The 20,684-nt window shown below is 71.0% G+C and carries 17 protein-coding genes; 13 read left to right on the top strand and 4 right to left on the bottom strand.

Translation table 11 applies throughout. From position 1 onward, the window contains the following. Positions 1-22 precede the first annotated feature (22 nt). The 6 genes from AB0F17_RS02390 to AB0F17_RS02365 all read left to right on the top strand — a co-directional run bounded on the left by AB0F17_RS02390 (position 23) and on the right by AB0F17_RS02365 (position 5,866). Positions 23-1,312, top strand: a complete 1,290-nt coding sequence (locus AB0F17_RS02390; RefSeq protein ID WP_358014876.1) for a SpoIIE family protein phosphatase — start codon at positions 23-25, stop codon at positions 1,310-1,312. Positions 1,313-1,387: 75 nt separating this feature from the next. After that, complete coding sequence (locus tag AB0F17_RS02385; RefSeq protein ID WP_358014873.1) at positions 1,388-2,500, top strand: YbdK family carboxylate-amine ligase; 1,113 nt, start codon at positions 1,388-1,390, stop codon at positions 2,498-2,500. Between the two features lie 121 nt (positions 2,501-2,621). Beyond that, the gene (locus AB0F17_RS02380; RefSeq protein ID WP_358014869.1) at positions 2,622-3,497 is read left to right on the top strand and encodes a universal stress protein; all 876 of its coding nucleotides are present in this window, start codon (positions 2,622-2,624) and stop codon (positions 3,495-3,497) included. Between the two features lie 256 nt (positions 3,498-3,753). After that, positions 3,754-3,951: a DUF1918 domain-containing protein gene (locus AB0F17_RS02375; protein ID WP_358014866.1), complete on the top strand. Its 198-nt coding sequence runs from the start codon at positions 3,754-3,756 to the stop codon at positions 3,949-3,951. Positions 3,952-4,259: 308 nt separating this feature from the next. Further along, positions 4,260-4,787 (top strand): SigE family RNA polymerase sigma factor, encoded by a 528-nt coding sequence (locus AB0F17_RS02370; protein WP_358014863.1) that lies wholly within the window; start codon positions 4,260-4,262, stop codon positions 4,785-4,787. Continuing rightward, the gene (locus tag AB0F17_RS02365; RefSeq protein ID WP_358014860.1) at positions 4,784-5,866 is read left to right on the top strand and encodes an ABC transporter substrate-binding protein; all 1,083 of its coding nucleotides are present in this window, start codon (positions 4,784-4,786) and stop codon (positions 5,864-5,866) included. The genes AB0F17_RS02370 and AB0F17_RS02365 overlap by 4 nt, the downstream gene beginning before the upstream one ends. A 49-nt stretch (positions 5,867-5,915) precedes the next feature. Here the strand turns inward: AB0F17_RS02365 and AB0F17_RS02360 are convergent, their stop codons facing one another. Then, complete coding sequence (locus AB0F17_RS02360; RefSeq protein ID WP_358014857.1) at positions 5,916-6,626, bottom strand: DUF4386 domain-containing protein; 711 nt, start codon at positions 6,624-6,626, stop codon at positions 5,916-5,918. A gap of 308 nt (positions 6,627-6,934) precedes the next feature. Here AB0F17_RS02360 and AB0F17_RS02355 point away from each other — a divergent pair, with 308 nt between their 5' ends. From AB0F17_RS02355 to AB0F17_RS02325, 7 genes are all read left to right on the top strand, one after another. Then, the gene (locus tag AB0F17_RS02355) at positions 6,935-8,923 is read left to right on the top strand and encodes a S9 family peptidase (protein WP_358014854.1); all 1,989 of its coding nucleotides are present in this window, start codon (positions 6,935-6,937) and stop codon (positions 8,921-8,923) included. Then, positions 8,887-10,197: a serine hydrolase domain-containing protein gene (locus AB0F17_RS02350; protein WP_358014851.1), complete on the top strand. Its 1,311-nt coding sequence runs from the start codon at positions 8,887-8,889 to the stop codon at positions 10,195-10,197. The genes AB0F17_RS02355 and AB0F17_RS02350 overlap by 37 nt, the downstream gene beginning before the upstream one ends. A gap of 56 nt (positions 10,198-10,253) precedes the next feature. Further along, on the top strand, positions 10,254-11,837 hold the full coding sequence (locus AB0F17_RS02345; RefSeq protein ID WP_358014848.1) for a helix-turn-helix domain-containing protein: 1,584 nt from the start codon (positions 10,254-10,256) through the stop codon (positions 11,835-11,837). Positions 11,838-11,936: 99 nt separating this feature from the next. Next, a complete protein-coding gene (locus AB0F17_RS02340; RefSeq protein ID WP_358014845.1) occupies positions 11,937-13,508 on the top strand; it encodes an ABC transporter substrate-binding protein in 1,572 nt (523 codons plus the stop codon). Continuing rightward, the gene (locus AB0F17_RS02335) at positions 13,509-14,501 is read left to right on the top strand and encodes an ABC transporter permease (RefSeq protein ID WP_358014842.1); all 993 of its coding nucleotides are present in this window, start codon (positions 13,509-13,511) and stop codon (positions 14,499-14,501) included. Beyond that, positions 14,502-16,313, top strand: coding sequence for a dipeptide/oligopeptide/nickel ABC transporter permease/ATP-binding protein (locus AB0F17_RS02330; protein ID WP_358014839.1), 1,812 nt, complete (start codon positions 14,502-14,504; stop codon positions 16,311-16,313). Continuing rightward, a complete protein-coding gene (locus AB0F17_RS02325) occupies positions 16,310-17,074 on the top strand; it encodes an ATP-binding cassette domain-containing protein (RefSeq protein ID WP_358014836.1) in 765 nt (254 codons plus the stop codon). The genes AB0F17_RS02330 and AB0F17_RS02325 overlap by 4 nt, the downstream gene beginning before the upstream one ends. Here AB0F17_RS02325 and menC read toward each other — a convergent pair. From menC to AB0F17_RS02310, 3 genes are all read right to left on the bottom strand, one after another. Next, entirely contained in the window at positions 17,064-18,164 is a 1,101-nt protein-coding gene (gene menC / locus AB0F17_RS02320) for an o-succinylbenzoate synthase (protein ID WP_358014833.1), read from the bottom strand. The two genes, AB0F17_RS02325 and menC, sit on opposite strands and share 11 nt — an antisense overlap. Further along, a complete protein-coding gene (locus AB0F17_RS02315) occupies positions 18,161-18,955 on the bottom strand; it encodes a GNAT family N-acetyltransferase (protein ID WP_358014830.1) in 795 nt (264 codons plus the stop codon). The genes menC and AB0F17_RS02315 overlap by 4 nt, the downstream gene beginning before the upstream one ends. Before the next feature lie 137 nt (positions 18,956-19,092). After that, positions 19,093-20,679 (bottom strand): Na+/H+ antiporter, encoded by a 1,587-nt coding sequence (locus AB0F17_RS02310; RefSeq protein ID WP_358014827.1) that lies wholly within the window; start codon positions 20,677-20,679, stop codon positions 19,093-19,095. Positions 20,680-20,684: the final 5 nt, after the last annotated feature.

The following is a 20,684-nucleotide window of genomic DNA, read 5'->3' as shown; positions in this document are numbered from 1 at the left end:
AACACCTCATAGAGTGGATAGCGTGAGTAGGCTCGCCAGTTTTCGTCGGCTGGGCATGCGAAAGCCGACCACGCCGCAGGTCGACCATGCGGCGCTGTTCGCCGCCGCGCCGTCACCATGCCTGGTGCTGGACCCGGATCTGATGATCGTCGATGTGAACGGGGCCTACCTGCGCGCGACCGGCCGCACCGCCGAAAACCTGATCGGGCAGTACATCTTCGACGCCTTCCCTGACAACCCCGAGGATTCCAACGCCAGCGGAGTGACGAACTTGAACGCCTCGCTGCAGCGGGTGCTGGCCTACCGCGAACCGGACACGATGGCGCTGCAAAAGTACGACATCCCCCTCGCCGGTTGTCCTGGAGCGTTCGAGGAGCGCTGGTGGTCCCCGATCAACACCCCCGTCCTGGCACCGGACGGGACGCTGTTGTGGATCATCCACCGGGTCGAAGACATGACGGAGTTCGTCCATTCCTACGGTCCTCAGCGGACCACCGCCCGCCGCTCAACGAGGCGGGAGGCGGAGATGAAGGCCGAACTTTATTCCAGGGCACAGGAACTGCAACAGCTGAACGAGGAACTCCGCCAGGCCCACGCCACTGAGCGTCAGGTCGCGCTCGTCCTGCAGGAGGCCATGCTTCGCTGTCCCGATCTGGACCTTCACCCCAACATCGCGGTGCGCTACCTGCCCGCAGTGGGAACCTTGAACGTCTGCGGCGACTGGTATGACGTCGTCGACCTGCCAGACGGCTGCTTTGCCGTCGCGGTCGGCGACGTCGTGGGTCACGGCCTGGAAGCCGCCACATCCATGGGGATGCTGCGCAGCGCGCTGAGCGCCGCGATCCGCGCCATGAAGGAGCCGGCCCCGGCACTGGAAGTGCTCGGCTTGTACGCCCGTTCGCTCGAAGGGGCGCTGGCCACCACCGCGATCAAGGCCGTGATCGACACCAGAAGGCGCCGCATCACCTACAGCAGCGCCGGCCACCCGCCACCCGTCCTGCTCCACCACCTGGACGGCTCCTGTGCGCTGCTGGACCAGGCCACCGACCCTCCGCTGGGTGCTCGTCCCGAACATGTCACCCGTCCTCAGGCCGAACTGCCCTACACGCCCGGCGACACCCTCGTCCTGTACACCGACGGTCTCATCGAACGCCGCGACCGGGACATCGACGTCGGCTTGGCACTCCTGACCGACGCACTCGTCCGATCCGGCTGGCTCGACCCCGAACGCCTCGCCGACACCCTGCTGGCAGACCTGCACGTCAGCAGCGGCGCCAGCGATGACATCGCCCTGCTCGTCGTCCGCCTGTGAACAGGGGATACCCCAAGTGTCGGCGGGGGTAGTGACCAGTGTCAGCCCAAGTGGCCTGATCTTCAGGAGGCTGCGATGAGAACGGGCGGCACGTCCACCACGGCCGCGGAGCGTTCCGGAAACCCGACACTGACCTTGGGGGTCGAGGAGGAGTTTCTCCTGCTGGACCGCTCCGACGGGCACCCGGTCGACCGGGCGCAGGCGGTCCTGACGCTGCTCGGCGGCGACCCGAGGGTCAAGTACGAGTTCCTGCGGTGCCAACTGGAGACCGTCACCGGCGTGTGCACGGATCTGGAGCAGGTCGGGCAGGAACTCGCGTGGACGCGGCGGCTGGTCGCCGACGCGGCGACGAGGCTGGACTGCCACCTGGTCGCCACCGGTATGGCGCTGCAGGACGGCCCTGGCCTGTGCCCGGTCACCGCCGATCCCCGCTATCTGCAATTGGTCGCCCGTTATGGTTCCCTGGCCGCGGGCCCTGGCACCTGCGCCTGCCATGTGCATGTCGGTATCTCTTCACGGGAACTTGGCGTACGGGTCCTGGCGCGGCTCCGGCCCTACCTGGCGACGCTGTTGGCGCTCAGCGCGAACTCCCCCGTCGCCGACGGCCGCGATACCGGCTGGGCGAGCTGCCGCTATCTGCGGTGGATCCGCTGGCCCTCGGCGGTTCCCCCTCAGGTGTGGCGATCCGCGGGCGACTACGACGCCGCCGTACGCCGCGTGATCCTACGGGGGGACGCGTTGGACGAGCGCGGTGTCTACTTCCACGCGCGCCTGTCGCCGCGCTACCCCACGGTGGAGTTGCGGATCATGGACGCCTGCCTCACGGTCGAGGACACCCTCCTGATCGCCGGGCTGGCGCGGGCCTTGGTCGCGCTGGCCATCGATGACGACAGACGTGGGGTGCCGATCAAGGCCATCAGCAGCCGGCGGATCGCGGCGGAGCTGCGCGCCGCCGCCTGGCACGGCCTCGACGCGCACGCTGTCGACCCGTACTCCGGGCGCACGGTGCCGCACCGCCTCCTTCTGGACGGTGTACTGAACCGCCTGCCGGAGCCCGAACCGATCGCCCGGCTGCTCCACTGCCTCGCCCGTCGCGGTACGGGCGCCGACCGGCAGCACGCGATGTGGGCCCAGGCCGGCACGCCACAGCGCTTCGCCCAGTTCCTCGCCGACGCGACCCTCCGCTGATTCAGCCCGGGCTCGCCGCCGACTCCATCTTTTCCAGCCGCCGATCATCTCCAAGTTTTGGGACTTCTGGCCCTGCTCGGCCACCCGCAGAGGGGCTGAAATGGGATAAGGGGGATGTGCGATGTCTGATCTGATCGTGGTGGGTGTCGATGGTTCGGCATCCGGATTCCATGCTGTGGAATGGGCGGCCGACGACGCCTTTCGCATGCGTGCGCCGCTGCGTGGCGTCTTTGTGGTGGAGGGGTGGCCCCACGAGGTCCCGCAGATTCCCGCACCTGAGTGGGACGAGGCGCTGATCGAGAACGCGCGAAAGGTCCTGGCGGAAGCCGAGGAGATCGCGCGCGGACGGCAGCCTACTGTCGAGGTGGGCACCGAGCTGATCAGGGGAACACCGGCGGCCGCCCTCCGCGAGCAGGCCGGGGACGCGACCGAACTGGTGGTCGGTAGCAGAGGGCTGGGTGGCTTCGCAGGGGCCGTGCTCGGCTCTGTCAGCACGAACGTCGCAGGCCAGGTGCCGGTTCCGGTGGTCGTCGTCCGGCCCGGGCCCGCCGCGGTGCACGGTGAGATCGTCGTCGGCCTCGATGGCTCCCCGGCGTGCGAGCCCGCCCTGGCCTACGCCTTCCGGCAGGCCGAGCTGCGCGGAAGCACATTGCGGGCGGTATACGCCTGGTCGCTGCCGTTCGCCTTCGCCGCCGGCTTCTCTTGCGACTTCGAAGCGCTGCGTGAGACCAATCAGCGCGTCGCCGACGATCAACTGGCCTCCTGGCGAGAGAAATACCCGCAGGTCAAGGTAATCACGGACGTACGGTGCGCCCACCCCGTCAAGACGCTCGCCGCCGCCGGCGACCGGGCCGATCTGCTGGTCATCGGCTCGCATGGCAGGAGCGCGATCAGGTCGATCGTCCTCGGCTCGGTCAGCCGTGGCGTCTTGCACCACGCACAGTGCGCTGTCGCGGTGGTGCGCGCCCAGGACCCATCCACTCCGGCCGGCCGGTGAAGGCACGCCGGGCCTCGTCGCCGCAAGCCCTGCGGACATCCACCCGACCCGATCTCCTCCGGTAACCGTCCTTGGCCACGGTTGTACCCGGTTCCGTGAAACAGGACTTCGGCCCCTGGCAATGAGAGGACGTTGGCCTCTAGCAGCCAAGGGCGCGCGTCGGTCAACTGGATGTGAGGGGGAAAGACGGGGGTCGCATGGCTGGAACGGCACAGGCAGCGACGCGACACCCGCCGAGGACGGAAAGGGAGCAGTCATGAAGGCAGCAGTCGGGGACCGGTTGGTCATCGAGAGCGCCCACCTGGGGGAGGCACGCCGCATCGGCGTCATCGTCGCTCTGCACCACGATGACGGCTCGCCGCCCTATGACGTGCGCTGGCTCGACGAGAAGCACGAAACGCTGGTCTATCCAGGGCCGGATGCCCACGTCGAGCCGGGCGCCCAGACGGTCTGACCGCGTAACGGCACGAGACGGTCGAGAGGCCGCGGACAGGAGGTTCCTGGCAGCGAAGCCAAGGAATGGGCCGTACCGAGATCTACTTGCCCGAAACCGCGACCAACTGCCGGATGTACTGGTCATGCACCCGAGTAAAGGCCTGCCCACAGCGCGGACGATCCTTTCCTCCGCCCGAACTCCAGTTCGTTCCATCCTGACGGTCCAGGTCGCGAAGGAGCGAGACCCCTCCGGGCCATCCGACCTCAGGAGTGCCAACCTTTCGCCGCGCCCACAGCGTCTGGGGGGTATCGACATGAGGAGAGACGTTGGATCGCGATGCCAGTTTCCAGGCGTTCGTGGATGACCACCAACGCCCGTTGATGCGCCTGGCCTACCTACTCACCGGAGAGGTCCACCTCGCAGAGGACCTCGTACAGAGTGTGCTGGTCCGCATGATCGGGCGGTGGGCGAAGTTAGGCCACATCGACCACCTCGACGCGTACGCGCGCAAGACCATGGTGAACCAGTACATCTCGTGGCGGCGGCGCCGTGGTTCCGACGAGGTGCCGAGCGCCGAGCCGCCCGACCGCGCCTACTCGTCCGAGGACTCCGCAGTCCTGCGGATCGTCCTGCGTCAGGCGCTCATGCGGCTGACGCCCAAGCAGCGCACGGTAGTCGTCCTGCGCTTCTACGAGGATCGAACAGAACGTGACGTCGCCGACCTGATGGGCTGCTCCGTCGGCACCGTGAAGAGCCAGGCGCACCACGCCCTGGCCCGCCTGCGTGTGCTGGCGCCAGAACTGGCGCCGAAACTGCCCGTTCTGGACGCCCAAAGTGAGGAGGCACGCCGATGACCTGGCTCGGAGAGCAACTCGGCCGCATCGCGGACGACATGCCGGAGCGCGACCTGGGCGCCAGGGCGATCGAGGCCCATCAGCGCAGGCGGCGCAACTTCATGGCGCTCACCGCCGCCGTGGTGGTCGTGATCACCGTGCTCGCCGCCACCGTCGGGGTACGTGCGCTGCCCGCGGAGCCGCGCGCCGCCGCCCGCCCGTCCAGCCCGCCTGAGAAGTCCACCATCAGGGTCGGCGTGGTACAGAGCGTGGAGTCGGCGCCCGTGTACGTGGCCCTGGCCAAGGGCTACTTCAAGGAGGAAGGGCTGACGGTGGAGCCGAGGCCCATCTCCAGCGTGGCGGCCGCAGTGCCCCAGGTCGAAGGCGGCGCGCTGGATCTGGCGCAGACCGACTACGCCACAGTCTTCAAGATGAACGAGTTAGGCGTGGGAGAGTTCAAGATCGTCTCCAGCCTGCACCAGGCCGCGCAAGGAAGCTTCGCGGTCACCGTGAAGACGAAATCGAAGATCAGGACGGTGGCCGACCTCAAACACAAGAAGATCGCGATCGCGGGCCGCACGGGGCTCGGGGCATTGGTGTTGGCAGCCATGCTGAAGCAGGCCGGAATATCGTGGAGGGACGTCTTGCTGGTCGAGGTGCCCTATACCGACATGATCGTCGCGATGGACAAGGGGCAGGTTGACGCTGCCCTGATGACCGAACCTCTCATCACTCTGGGCCGCGAGGTCGGGATCACGCGGATTGTGAGTGACGCGATGCCCCGGGAGGCCGCGAACCTGTACAGCGCGGGCATGATGGCTACCGACAAGTGGATTCGCGGACACCCTCGCACGCTGGCAGCCTTCCAGCGCGCGCTGGTCAAGGCGCAGCGCCTGATCGCGAGCAACCCCCAGCAGGTGCGCAACGTGCTGCCCGGCTACACGAAGATCTCCAAGGCAATGGCGGCAGACGTCCCGCTCGGCTCCTATCCCGCCCGGCTGGACCTGACAGAACTCCAGCGGGTCGCCGATCTGGCCCGCGCCTACAAGATGATCACACGCCCGGCAGACCTCATGAACGCCGTTGCGAAGGGCGGGTGAGCCAGGCCGCACGACGCGCCCGTCGCCCACACCCGGGGGCCGGGCCCGTTCAGGCGGCTGACCCGCGCGGAACACGTACCGATGAGCGATAGGGCGGGGTCTTCACGCCCTTCACCAGCAGCCAGAAAAGCATCACGATCTCCGCGATTCCGGCCGGTGCGACGACGAACGGGTTCAGAGCCGCTCCCAGATCCGGGGTCAGGAAGAGCGCGAACGCGTCCACGAGATAGCCGCCGCACCCGGCGACGAGGAGGACTCCCAGCGTGCGCGGGAACATGCGCGACCGGTAGGCGAGATAGCCCAGCGGCAGCAGCCACAGGCCGAAGAAGATCTGCGCGATGAGGTAACCGTAGTGATGGAGGTCGAACATGAGCAGCACCAGCGCGTCGGACCCCTGAGGGCTGAGGGCGGTCGCGTACGGGGCCTCGGTGGCGACGATGAGCGCCGCGAGTTGATGAACCATGTTCAGGCAGGTGATGGCCACGGCGATGGCCACGAAGGTCACCATCGCGCGGGCCACGTCCTTGTTCACGTGCTTGAGGAGCAGGTACAGGGTCATGGCCACGAACAGGAAGAACGGGGCCTGCACGAGATCGGCCACGAAGCCGACGCGGACCAGGCCGGCGTTCGCCACGGTGTTGTGCGCGGTGGTGGTGGCGTCGCCGGGCACGTAGACCTTGGCGCGCACATAGAGGTGAGCGAAGCCGCCGAAGACGGCGACGATCAGATAGAACAGTCCGGCGGTTCTGGCGAGGCGCATGACTTCTCCCTGATTTCAGGCGTAGGGAACAGAGCCCGCGAGGCGGTGTCCTCGCGCGCATGGTGATGTTTCTCAGTGGTTGAGCGCGGGCCGCCTGCGTCATCGCTTGGTGCGCGAACCCGAAGGATCAGATGTAAAGAAAAGCTAACACTGGTCAATGTAAAACAAAGCAGACATGGTGTCAATGATTCTTATCTCGCGCCCAGACGGGCGTGCGACGTGAGCTTTGGTCTTCCGCACAACGGGAGCGGTGGCGTTCGTCGGATGTGCCGAAGATGCCGTGGCCTGGACCGGCCTACGGTTCGGTCATGCCACGCCTCGTCCTCGACGACCTCTACCGCATCGCGGTCCCATCCGACCCGAGGCTGCGCCCCGATGGCGGCGCCGTCGCCTACACGCTCACCACCGCCGACCGTGACTCCGACGAGAACCGGGCCGAGATCTGGCTCGCCGTCCCCGGTGCCGAGCCGCGCCGCCTCGCCGCCGGCAGCACGCCGCGCTGGTCGCCCGACGGTCGTCTGCTCGCCTTCCTGCGCCCCGTCGATGGGTGCGCTCAGATCCATCTGCTGCCGATGGAGGGTGGCGAGCCGCGCCGGCTCACCTCGGCGCCGCTCGGTGCCGGTGCGCCCGTGTGGTCGCCCGACGGCACTCGCATCGCGTACGGAGGGCCGCACGGTGAGCTCGACCCGAACGCGCCGGTGGTCGCCGACACCCTGGAGTACAAGGCCGACGGCACCGGGTTGTTGCGCGGCCTGACCACGCACCTGTTCGTGGCGGACGTGGCGACGGGCGAAACCGTCCAGGTGACCGAGGGCGGCTTCCACGCCGGGGAGCCGTCGTGGTCGCCGGATGGGCGGCGGCTGGCGTTCGTGGCGAGTATGGCGCCCGACCGGGATCTGGTGGTGGAGAGCGCGGTGTACGCGGTCGACGCCACCGGCCCCGCACCGGGCAAGCCGGAACGGCTCACCGGGCCAGACGTCATCTGCACCGGCGCATGGTGGCTCAGCGACAGCCACGGTGGCGTCGGTGGTGATGGCGGTGGCGGTGGCGACCGGCTGATGGTGGCCGGGCTGCGTGAAGTCGTCGGCCACACTCGCCTGTACACGCTCGGCCCCGGCGGGCTCGACGAGGTGGTGACCGGGCTCGACCGTAACGTCATGATCGGCGCCCCCGGCTACCCCGGCGCCGTCCCCGCGATGCTCGGCGACGACCTGCTGTTCTGCGCCCGCGACCAAGGCCGCACGCACCTGTACCGCCTCCCGGTCGGTCGACCCATGAGCGGGCCTATCGGCAAGCTGGCGGTCGGCCCCGAGGTCGGGCCTGCGGTCGGGTCCACCGATAAGCCGACTGTCGGGCCGCCGGGCGGGCCCGCCGAGAAGATCGTCGATGGCGACTTCACGGTGTCCGGCATCTCCACAGCCGCGGGCCGGGTCGCCTGGATCGCCTCCTCCCCGGCAAGTGCGGGCGACGTCTACCTCGATGGCGAGCCCCTCACCCACCACGCCCTCCCGGACGTGGACCTGTTCACCCCGCGCCCCCGCACCTTCACCGCCCCCGACGGCACCACCATCGAGGGCTTCGTGCTGCGTGACGAGAGGCGTACCGGCCCCGGCCCGCTGCTGCTCGACGTGCACGGCGGCCCGCACAACGCGTGGTCGCCCGCCTTCGACGGCGCCCACCTCTACCACCAGCGGCTCGCCGCCGACGGCTGGACCGTCCTGCTGGTCAACCCGCGCGCCAGCGACGGGTACGGCGAGGACTTCTACACCGCCACGGTCGGAGCGTGGGGGCTGGCCGACGAGCAGGACTTCCTCGCGGCCGTCGACGATCTGGTGGCGGACGGCGTCGCCGACCCTGATCGGCTGGCCGTCGCCGGTTACAGCTACGGTGGCTACATGGCGTGCTGGCTGTCGACCAGGACGGACAGATTCAAGGCGGCGATCCCCGGCGGCTGCGTGAGCGACCTCGCCGGCATGGCGGGCACGTCCGACTTCGGGTCGCTGATCAAGGCGTACGAGTGCCGGGGCGACCTCCAGGCCCAGTCGCCGATCGCCCAGGTGGCCCGCGTCACCACCCCCACCCTGCTCCTGCACGGCGACGCCGACGACCGCTGTCCCGTGGGCCAGGCCGAGCAGTGGTTCGCCGCGCTGCGCGAGCAGGGCGTACCCGTGCGGCTGGTGCGTTATCCGGACGCCTCACATCTGTTCCTCCTCAACGGACGCCCCTCACACCGGTACGACCTCAACGAAAGGATCATCACGTGGCTGGAGCAATGGGTCACCGGCTCGCCGAGCTGATCGCCGAGCACGAGGTGCCGGGGGCCGCGCTGGCCTACCTGCACCGGGGCGAGGTGCACGAGTTCGCCGCGGGGACGCTCAACCTGGACACCGGTGTCGAGGCGACTCCCGACTCGCTGTTCCAGATCGGCTCCGTCACCAAGGTGTGGACCGCGACCCTGCTCATGCGGCAGATCGAGCGCGGCAGGCTGACGCTCGACACGCCGGTGGCCGAGGTGCTGCCCGAGTTCAGGGTGGCGGACCCGGAGGTCACCAAGGCCGTCACGGTCAGGCACCTGCTCTCCCACACCAGCGGCATCGACGGCGACCTGTTCCTCGACACCGGCCGCGGCGACGACTGCGTGGAGAAGTACGTCCAGGCCTGCGCCGACCTGGCCCAGAATCACCCGCTCGGCGGCACCCAGTCCTACTGCAACTCCGGCTTCAGCATCGCCGGCCGCATCCTGGAGAAGCTGGAGGGCAAGCGCTGGGACGACGTGCTGCGCGAGCAGATCGTCGAACCGCTCGGCCTCACCCACACCTGGACCCTGCCGGAGGACGTGCTGCGCTTCCGCGCCGCCATGGGCCACGCCGACGGCAAGACCGCCTCCGTCTGGGGTCTCATGCGCTCGGCCGGGCCCGCCGGGCTCATCTGCTCGCGGCCCGCCGACGTGGTCGCGTTCGCCCGCGCCCACCTCGAAGGCGGCCTCCTGGACGGCCCGCGCGCCATGTGGGAGCCGCAGGTCGACATCCCCAACCCGTACGCGCTGGGCAAGCAGTGGGGCATCGGCTGGATCCTCGACGAGTGGGACGGTCACCAGGTCATCTCCCACGGCGGCAACACCATCGGCCAGCACGCCATGCTCTGGGCCGTACCGGACACCGGCACGATCGTGTGCGTCACCGCCAACGGCGGGCACAGCGGCGCGTTCACGCACGCCGTCGCCACCGAGCTGTTCGCCGAGCTCGACGGACTGACCGTGCCGCCCAGGCTCGGCCCGCCGGAGACGCCCGTCCAGGTCGAGGTGGACGGGTACACAGGCGTGTACGAGCGGGCCGGGTTCCGGGCCACGCTGACCGTCCGCGACGGCGACCTGTGGATATACAGCGAGGCCACCGGCGCTCTCGCGGCGCTCCAGGACCCCATGGAGATGAAGCTGATCCCCGTGGACGAGGTGACCTTCGTCGGCCGCCAGGACGGGGACCCGCAGTGGATGTCCGCCGTGTTCTACCGGCTCGCGGACGGCTCGCCGTACATCCATGTGGGAGCGCGCGCCACTCCGAAGATCAGCTGATCATGCGGGCGAACGGCCGCCCGCACGCCGATCCCGGACCCGACTACGGTGAGTGGATGAACGACCGCCCACGCGCCAGCCTCGGACGGATCCTGCACGACCTGGGCAGCACGGTGATCGACGTGGCCGCCTCGCCGGGCGACCTCGACGTCGAGGTGACCGGGGTGCACATCTTCGACCCGCTCGACGAGCTGATCGTCCCGCCGGGAGGCATCCTGCTGGCGGTCGGCGTGCACGGCACGGCGGAGATCCGCGAGCTGCTGACGCGGGCTCCGGGGGCGGCCGGCGTGGTGGTCAAGCTGCCCGTGGACGTGGACGAGCAGGTACGCGCGACCGTGCTGGAGACCGGCGTGGCCGTACTCGGCCTCACCAGGGCGGCCTCCTGGGCCCAGGTCGCCGCACTGGTGCGCTCCCTGCTGGCGGAGGGCGACCTGGCCGGGCCGGGGGAGGGGCCGCAGGGCGATCTGTTCTCGCTGGCCAACGCCGTCTGCGCGCTGCTCGACGCGCCCGTCACGATCGAGGACAGATCCTCGCGGGTGCTGGCCTACTCCGAACGGCAGCACGAGGCCGACCCGGGCCGGATCGAGACCGTGCTCGGCCGCCAGGTGCCCGAGCGCTACCAGCGGATGCTCGACGAGCTCGGCTTCTTCAAGCAGCTCTACCAGAGCCGCGGGCCCGTTTACCTCGAACTCCACGACGGCAGCATCAACCGGGTGGCCATCGCCGTGCGGACGGGCGACGAGATCCTCGGCTCGATCTGGGTCGCCGTCCGCGAGCCGCTCACCGCCCAGCGGCAGCGCGCCCTCGCCGACGCGGCCAAGATCGTCGCGCTGCAACTGCTGCGTGAGCGGGCCGGGGCCGACACCCAGCGGCGGCTCCGTACCGACCTGCTGTCCACTGTGCTCGCGGGCGGGGCCGACGCGCCCGAGGCCGCCGCGCGGCTCGGCATCGCCACCGCCCGGCTGTGCGTGCTCGCCGCCCAGCTCGCGCACGGCGCCGACGACGACCCGGCGCGTGGCGAGAGTGACCGGCAGCGCTTCGCCGACGCGCTCGCGCTGCACGTCGGCGCCATCCATCCCAAGGCGGCCGCCGCGCTCGTCGGCTCGGTGGCCTACGCCGTGCTGCCGCTGCAGGCGGGCGGTGAGGAGGAGGCGCGGGCCGTACGCGTCGCCGAGAGCTTCCTGACCAGGGTCGGGCCGCGGCACTCCGCCGGCATCGGTGTCGGCTGCCTGGCCGCCAGCCTCGCCCAGGTCGCCAGGTCGCGTGCGGACGCCGACAGGGCGCTCCGCGTGCTGCTCGCCCGGGGCGCGGCAGGCCAGGTCGCCGGTTACACGGCCGTGCACTTCGAGTCGCTGCTGCTCCAGGTCGCCGACGTGGCGGCCGCCGAGGACCAGGCGCCGACCGGCCCCTACCAGCGGCTGCTCGAGCACGACGCCGAGCACGGCAGCGAGCTGGTCGCCACGCTGCGGGCCTACCTCGACGCGTTCGGCGACGTCAACGCCGCCTCGGCGAAGGTGCACGTGCACGCCAACACGTTCAGGTACCGGCTCAAGCGGCTCACCGAGATCAGCGGACTGGACCTGTCCGACGCCGACGCCCGGCTCACCGTCATGCTCCAGATGCGCATCTTCGGGCGTTAGCACCATGCCCGCCGCGCTTTTCGTGGCCGGGCACGAAGAACGATCTACGGCCAGCGGCGAGGGTGGTGCCCCGGACCACACTCCCCTGGAGCGCCCCACATGAGAACACCAGCGGCGCTTGTCGCGCTGGCCCTGCTCGCCGCGGCCTGCGGCGGCACGGCGGGCACAACGACGGGCGCGCCCGTCACCGGCGGCACGTTCACCTTCGCCATCAGCGCCGATCCCGGCGTGCTCGACCCCGCCATGGGCCTGCTGTCGGTCACCAACCAGGTGCTCGCGTTCGCGTACGACACGCTCGTCGGCACCGGCGCCGACGGTAAGCTCGTCCCGGGGCTCGCCGAGAAGTGGCAGGTCAAGCCCGACTCGGTGACCTTCACGCTGCGCCGGGACGCCACCTGCTCCGACGGCGCCAAGCTCACCCCCTCCGACGTGGCCGACAACTTCAACCACGTAGCCGACCCCGCCACCAAGTCGCCCATCTACGGCGTTATCGTGCCCACCGGGATGAAGGCCAAGGCGGACGACGCGGCCGGCACCGTGACCCTGTCCACGCCCAAGCCCTTCAGCTTCATCCTGGAGAGCACCCAGACGATGTTCATCGTGTGCGGCAAGGGCGTCAAGGACCGCTCGGTGCTCGCCCACGGCACCTCCGGCTCCGGCCCCTACCGGCTCACCGAGGTGGTCTCGGGCGACCACTACACCTTCAAGGTCCGCAGGGAGTACGTCTGGGGTCCCGGCGGCACCACGGCCAAGGACCTGCCCGAGACGGTCACGCTGAAGATCGTGCCCAACGAGCAGACCGCCGCCAACCTGCTCGTCTCCGGCACGCTCAACGGCGCCACCTTCTACGGCCCCGACCGCGCCCGCGTCGCGGCCACCCCGGGAGTCGTCAAGAACATCCTGCCCTTCGGGAACGGCCAGTTCTTCTACCATCAGGGCGACGACCGGCCCACCCACGACCCGGCCGTACGCAAGGCGCTCACCCAGGCCGTCAACCTCACGGAACTGGCCGGGATCGCCGCCAGCGGCACCGGCCGGCCCGCCACCGGGCTCATCCTCGACCCGCGGCCCTGCCAGGGCGACACGGTCGCGGGCCACCTGCCCGCCTACGACCAGGCCGCGGCCGGCGCGGCGCTGGACGCGGCGGGGTGGAGAGCGGGCGCCGACGGCATCCGGGTCAAGGACGGCAAGCGGCTGACGCTGCGCTACGTCTACACCACCACCAGGGGACCCGGGATCCAGGCCGCGGCCGAGTACCTGGCCGCCGCCTGGAAGAAGGCCGGCGTCGAGGTGAAGCTGAACGGCATCATCGACGCCAAGCTGGCGGAGTCGCTCAACGTCACCCAGGACTGGGAGGCCATCTGGCTGCCGATCGCCGTCACCCTGCCGACCCAGCTCGTCGGCTTCCTGTCGGGACCGGCCGCGCCCAAGGGCGCCAACTTCGCCCACCTGGCCAACACCCGTTACGAGTCGCTCATCGCGCAAGCCTCGGGAATGCCGTCGGCCGAAGGCTGCAAGCTGTGGCTGGAGGCCGAGTCGGCGCTGTTCGAGAACGGCGATCTGGTGCCGGTCGTGGAGAACACCGTCCTGGCCGCCGGCAAGGGCGCCACGTTCACCATGAGGGCCGGGGACGTCGTGCCGACCTCGATCCGCCTCACGCAGGGGGGCTGAGTGCGCGATCTCCACAAGGCCGGGCCCGCGCGCCGGGTGCGGTCACGCGGGTCCGGGCCGCGATGGGTGGTGCGGCAGGCCGTGCGGTTCGCCGTCTCGCTCGCCGCGCTGCTCGTCGCGTCCTTCGCGATGATCCACCTCATTCCGGGCGACCCGGTACGGGCGTCGCTCGGGCCGGCCGCGCCGATCGAGCTCGTCCAGGCGCGTACGGCGGCGCTGGGGCTCGATCGTTCGATCCCCGAGCAGTTCCTCACCTACGCGGGCAACGTGCTGTCCGGAAATTTCGGGACCTCGTTCCTGTCGGGTGAGCCGGTCGGTGAGATCGTCGCCGGACGGCTCCCCAACACGCTGGCCCTGGCCCTGCTGGCGACCGCGGTGGCGCTGCTGATGGCGGTGCCGCTCGGCATGTGGGCGGCGGTCCGCACCGAGAACGGCCGGAACCGTGGCACCGAGTACGCCTTCACCACCGTGACCGGCGCCGCCGTCGCCGTGCCCGAGTTCCTGTACTCGATCGCGCTGGTGACCGTCTTCGCCATCGGGCTGGGCGCGTTCCCGCCCGCGGGCAGGGCGGGCGCGGCCTCGTACGTGCTGCCCGTTCTCGCCCTGGCGATCGGCCCGGTCGCGATGATCGCCCGCATCTCCCGCGCGGAGACGCTGCGCGAGCTGGGCTCCGACTACGTACGGCTGGCGCGCGCCAAACGCCTGCCCGCCGCCCGCCTCTATCTCCGGCACGTGCTGCCCAACACGCTCACCGCCACCCTAACGCTGGGCGGCCTGCTGCTCTCGGCGCTGATCGCGGGCAGCGTGCTGGTCGAGTACGTCTTCGCCTGGCCGGGGCTCGGCCTGAAGATCGTCGAGTCGATCACGCAGAAGGACTATCCGGTCGCCCAGGGCGTCATCCTCGTCTACGGCGCGATCGTGCTCGTCGTGAACCTCGCCGTCGACCTGGCCCTGGCCGCGCTCGACCCCACCTCCAAGATCAGAGAGGCGTGAGTGAAGCCTCGCCTGCCCCGCACGCCCGCCGCGGTCGCCGGAGCCGCACTGGTCGCGGCCATGGTCGCCCTGGCCGTCGTCGGCCCGCCCCTCTGGGGCGCCACCGCCGAGCGCATCGACGCGGCGGCCATCCTCCAGGGCGCGTCCGCCGCCCATCCGCTCGGCACCGACAGCCTGGGCCGCGACCTGCTCGCCAGGGTGCTGGTGGCCGGGCGGTTCTCCCTGGCGCTGGCGCTGGCCGCCACGCTCATCGGCGGCCTGGCCGGGATCGTGCTCGGCGCCCTGCCGTCCGTGCTGCCCGGCCGGGCCGCACGGCTGATCACCGGCGCGGTCAACGCCCTGGTCGCCTTCCCCGGGCTGCTGCTGGCCATGTTCACCGCGGTCGTCAGCGGACTGGGCGCCCGCGGCGCGGTCCTGGGCATCGGGGTCGCCATCGCGCCCGGTTTCGCCCGACTCACCCAGACGCTGGCCGCCACCGTCGCCGGATCGGACTACGTCTCGGCCGCCCGCATGCTCGGGGTGTCCCGCCGCCGCGTCCTGACCGGGCACGTGCTGCCCAACATCGCCGAGCCGCTCATCCTGCAGCTCACCCAGTCGCTCGGCGGCGCCCTGCTCGGCCTGGCCGGGATGTCGTTCCTCGGCCTGGGCGTGCAGCCGCCGTCCTTCGACTGGGGCAGGCTGCTGTTCGACGGGTTCGCCCGCATCTACGTGACGCCTGAGGTCGCGCTCGGACCGGCGGCGGCCGTCGCGCTCGCGGGCATCGGGTTCAACCTGCTCGGCGACGCCATGGCCAAGGCCGCCGCCCGTACCGCCCCGGCCGGGAAGAAGCGGACTTCGGCGGTGCCGCCCGACCCCGGCGAGCCGGACCCCGGCGCGGTGCTGGAGGTCAGGGGCCTGACCATCGCGTTCCCCGGCGGCGCGACACCCGTACGCGAGCTGTCGCTGAGCATCGCGCCCGGCGAGATCGTCGGCCTGGTGGGGGAGTCGGGCAGCGGCAAGAGCCTGACCGCCGCGGCCATCGGCGGGCTCGTCCCCTACCCGGGCACGGTCACCTACGGGCGGCTGCTGCTCGGCGGCCGGGACGTCGCCACGCTGTCGGGCAAGGAGCTCGGCACCGCGCTGGCCATGGTGTTCCAGGACCCCATGGCCTCGCTCAACCCGGCGCTCCGGGTGGGCGGGCAGCTCGCCGAGGTGGCCATCGTGCACCAGGGCGCCGGCCGTGCCGAGGCGAACCGGCGGGCCGTGGACCGGCTCGGGCACGTTCACCTGCCCGACCCGGCCGCGCGTGCCCGGCAGCACCCGCACGAGCTGTCCGGGGGCATGCGGCAGCGCGCGGTGATCGCGATGGGCCTCATGGCCACCCCGCGGCTGATCATCGCCGACGAGCCGACCACCGCGCTCGACGTGACCGTACAGCGGCAGATCCTGCGGCTGCTGCGCGAGGTCACCGAGGAGAGCGGCGCGGCCGCGCTGTTCATCTCGCACGACATCGCCGTGGTGGGCGAGCTGTGCGACCGGGTCATGGTCATGTACGCGGGCCGGGTCGTGGAGGAACTGCCCGTCGCCCGGCTCGCCGCCGAGGCCGCGCACCCGTACACGCGGGCGCTCATCGCCTCCCTGCCCGACATGGACACCGACCGGGACCGGCCCCTCGCGAGCATCCCCGGCCGCCAGCCCGCCCCCTCGGACGTGGGCCCCGGCTGCGCCTTCGCGGACAGGTGCGCCCTGGCGACCGCTCGCTGCGCCGCCGAACGTCCCCCGCTCATCCCGTACGGCGAGGCGGGCCGCGTGGCCTGCTGGGAGGTCAAGTGATCATCGAAGACCTGACCGTGCGCTTCGGCGCCTTCACCGCGGTCGACCGGGTCACGCTGGAGATCCCCCCTGGCCGGATCGTCGGGCTGGTCGGCGAGTCGGGGTCGGGCAAGTCGTCCCTGGCCAGAGCGGTGAGCGGCCTGGTGCCGTACACGGGCCGGATCGACGGGGCACGGAAGGTCCAGATGGTGTTCCAGGACCCGTACGCCTCGCTGGACCCGCGCATGACGGTCGGCGACTCGGTGGGGGAGGGGGTGCGGCCGGACCGCGCGGGAGGGACGGGCGGACGCGACCGCACGGGATGGTCGGGCAGGCGTGACCGCGCTGGTTGGCCAGGCGGACGCGACCGCGCGGGGCGGCGGGCCGAGGTGGAGCGGCTGCTGGAGCTCGTCTCGCTCCCCGCGAACCTGGCCGGACGCTACCCGCGCGAGCTGTCCGGCGGACAGCGGCAGCGGGTCGCCGTCGCCAGGGCGCTCGGCGCCGCGCCCGATCTGCTCGTCGCCGACGAGATCACCAGCGCGCTCGACGTGTCCGTCCAGGGCGCGGTGCTCAACCTGGTGCGCTCACTCCGCGACGAGCTGGGGCTGTCGATGCTGTTCATCTCGCACAACCTGGCCGTCGTACGGTACGTCTCCGACGTCGTCGCGGTCATGCACCAGGGCCGCGTCGTCGAGGCCGGACCCACCGAGCAGGTCGTCGGCGAGCCTGCCCACGACTACACGCGCGCCCTGCTGGAGGCGGTACCCAGGCTTACAGGGTGATCCACTCGGTGGCGGTGGTGACCTCGTCCAGCACGGCCGGGATGGGCGCGACGCCCAGCCCCGGCCCGGTCGGCACCGCCAGGTGGCCGTCGCTCAGCTCGAACGGCTCGGTGATGTCGGTGGCGAAGTAGCGGCGCGACCCCGAGGTGTCGCCCGGCAGCGTGAACCCGGGCAGCGCGGCCAGCGCCACGTTCGCGGCCCGGCCGAGTCCGGTCTCCAGCATGCCGCCGCACCACACCGCGATCCCGTTCGCCCGGCACAGGTCGTGGATGCGGCGGGCCTCCAGGTAGCCGCCGATCCGGCCGGGCTTGATGTTGACGATCGAGCACGAGCCCAGCGCGATCGCGGCCGCGGCGTGCTCGACCGACTCGATCGACTCGTCCAGGCAGATCGGCGTCTTCAACTGCGTGGCCAGCTTGGCGTGCTGGACGAAGTCGTCGTTGGCCAGGGGCTGCTCGATGAGCAGCAGGCCGAAGTCGTCGAGCTTGGCGAGCTGGCGGGCGTCCACGAGCGTGTAGGCGGCGTTCGCGTCCACCTGGAGCAGCACGTCGTCGCCGAACCGCTCGCGCACCGCCCTGACCGGCGCCACGTCCCAGCCCGGCTCGATCTTCAGCTTGATCCGCACGTAGCCCTCGTCGAGGTAGCCCTCGACGGCGTCGAGCAGCTCCGGGATCGAGTCCATGATGCCGACGGAGACGCCGCACGGCACCCGGTCGCGGGCCGCGCCGAGGAACCGGCCGAACGACTCGCCCGCCGCCCTGAGCTGGGCGTCGAGCACGGCCGTCTCCAGGGCGGCCTTGGCCATCCGGTGCCCCTTGATCGGCTCCAGGGCCCGGCCGACGGCGTTCGCGTCGAGGGTGCGGGGCAGGGCGGGCAGCATGAAGCGCCGGATCACCTCGGCCGCGCCGTCGACGTACTCGCTGGAGTAGTGCGGCTCCGACATGGCCACACACTCACCCCAGCCCTCGGCATCGGGCGTCACCACCCGGACCAGCAGCACGTCACGGGCCGTCTCGGTGCCGAACGAGGTGCGGAACGGCGCCACCAGCGGCATCGCGATCCGCCGCAGCTCAACTCCTGTGATCTTCACGATGTCTCCACTACATAAGAGGACTTCTGGTGAAATCCGGTGACGACACGGTCTTCGGCCATCAGACCGCCCAGCACGTCCCGTACGGCATGACGCCATGCCTTGGCCGTTCCCGGGTCGGCCCGGCGCAACCCCTCGATGTCCTCGGGCACGGCCACCAGCACCACCGCGGCGTCCGTACGGCCCGGCACCGGCCGGCCCCCGTCGTCGGCCAGGCCGACCACCGCGTCCTGCGGCACGTGGACGGGGTGCGGCCGCCGCCTGGCCAGGACCTCGACATGCGGCGCGGACAGATCCCAGACGGCCAGCATCCGGTCGGACTCGTCCCCCTGGTTGATCTCGTCCCCCATGGTCCCGTAGAAGCCGGGCAGGTACTCGTGCGGCCGGGCGCCCAGCTTGGCCAGGTTGAAATGGGCGTTGCGGCGCACCAGTGGATCGTACGTCCAGGTGACCCGTTCCAGCCCGCGCTCCAGCGCCCACCGGCGCTGGTGCAGCTTGAGCTCGAACCCGATCCCGCGTCCGGCGGACGCTCCGGTGATGTGGGAGTGCAGCGCGTTGCCCGCCGCCAGGAACCCGACGGACCCGCCGGCCAGCCGGTCGCCGTCGAAGGCGCCCGCGACGTAGCCACCCGCGTGCGACAGCGCCCGCATCAGCTCGACCGTGATCGGCTGCCCGCCTTGGTCGAACCGCCAGATGCCGTCGAACAGCGCGAACAGTCCCTCGAACTCCGCGATCTCCTGTAGTTCCCTGACCGCGATCAACCTGCCGGCCCTCCGAGTCGTCGATGTCACCCGCGACCGTACGCCAGAGTGAGGGCGGCCGGATTCGTGCCGGCCCACCAAGAGGCGAGGGTTCTTCGTCGCCGAGCCCTACGGTCAGCCGTAGCGGGTTTCCCACGTGGGCCCAACCGGCGGCGGCTGAGCGCGGGTCAGCGCAGGCTCCGCGCGTCGAGCAGGCGCAGCACCCGGATGACCACCTCCGGGTCGGCGCTCGGGTCACGTCGCGCGTCGAGCACCGCCTGGCGGGCGGCCGACAGCATCTCCGACTCGACCCGCCGGACCGTCCGGACCCGCTCGGCGCGTTTCTCGTAGGCCGCGCGCCGCTCGGCGTCGGCGGCCTCGGCGCTGATCCGCATGCCGAGGTCCGTCATCCGCCTGGTGAGCAGCTCCACCACCTCCTCGGGCAGGTCCTCGGCCTCGTCGATCTCCTTGAGCCGCCGCCTGGCCGCGGTCGCCGCGCTGATGGCCAGCCGCCGCTCCAGGTCCCGCTCGGCCGCGGTGTCGCTCTTGACGCCCAGCTTGGACACCAGCCAGGGCAGCGTCAGCCCCTGGACGACCAGCGTGGCCAGGATCACCGCGAACGCGATGATCACCAGCACCGGCCGCTGCGGGAACGGCGACCCGTCGGCCGTCTTCAGCGGGAGCGCCAGGGCGAGCGCCACCGTGGCGACGCCGCGCATGCCCGCCCACCACATGACGACCGTCTCGCGCCAGGTCACCGGCACCTCCGAGTCGTCGTCCCCGGCCCGGCGGGTCTTCCTGGCCACCCAGGAGGCGGGCAGCAGCCAGAGCAGCCGTACCACCACCACGACGCCCACCACGGCGGCGCTCCAGCCGAGCGCCTCGCCCAGCCGCCCGCCGAGCGTGCCGAACACGGTGTGCAGCTCCAGCCCGATCAGCCCGAACGCCACCCCCGTGACGAGCGTGTCGACGATCTGCCAGAACGTCGCCGAAGCGAACCTGCCTTTCACGTCGTCGGCGTCCGACATGTGCTCGCTCAGGTAGAACGCCGTGGTCAGGACGGCCAGCACCCCCGAGCCGTGCCACCGGTCGGCCAGCGCGTAGCTGACGAACGGCACCAGCAGCGACAGCCCCACCTGTAGCGTGGCGTCGCCGAGCACGGCCATCAGCCGGCCGGCCAGCCAGCCGAGCGCCAGACCCACCGCGACCGCCACCACCGCCGACAGCACGAACTCGCCCAGCGCGCCCGGCCACCAGAAGACGCCGGTGACCGCCGCCGTGATCGCCACCTTGTAGAGCACGATCGCCGTCACGTCGTTGAACAGGCCCTCGCCCTCCAGCAGCGACACCAGCCGTCTGGGCAGCCCCAGCCGGCCCGCCACCGCCGTGGCCGCCACCGGGTCGGGCGGCGCCACCAGCGCGCCGAGCGCCGCCGCGGCCGCGATCGGCAGGCCCGGGATGAGCGCGTGCGCCGTCACCGCCACGACCGCCGTCGTCACGAACACCAGCGCCACGGCGAGCAGGAAGATCGGCCGCCAGTTCGCCGCGAACTGCCGCCACGACGTCCGCCGCACCGCCGCGTACAGCAGGGGAGGCAGCAGCAACGGCAGCACGATGTCGGGCGGTACGTCCACGTCCGGCACGAACGGCAGCAGGGCCAGGACGATGCCGAACAGCGTCATCAGAACCGGCGGCGGCAACCCGAGCCGGTCGCCGAGCGGCACCGTGATCAGCGCGCCCAGCACGATGAGCATGAGCAGCACGAACTGGTCCAAGACGC

It is taken from the genome of Nonomuraea sp. NPDC026600 (assembly GCF_040638335.1).
Taxonomy (GTDB): domain Bacteria; phylum Actinomycetota; class Actinomycetes; order Streptosporangiales; family Streptosporangiaceae; genus Nonomuraea.
The sequence above is the reverse complement of the archived record's forward strand: the minus strand, read 5'-3'. Positions and strand labels throughout refer to the sequence as shown.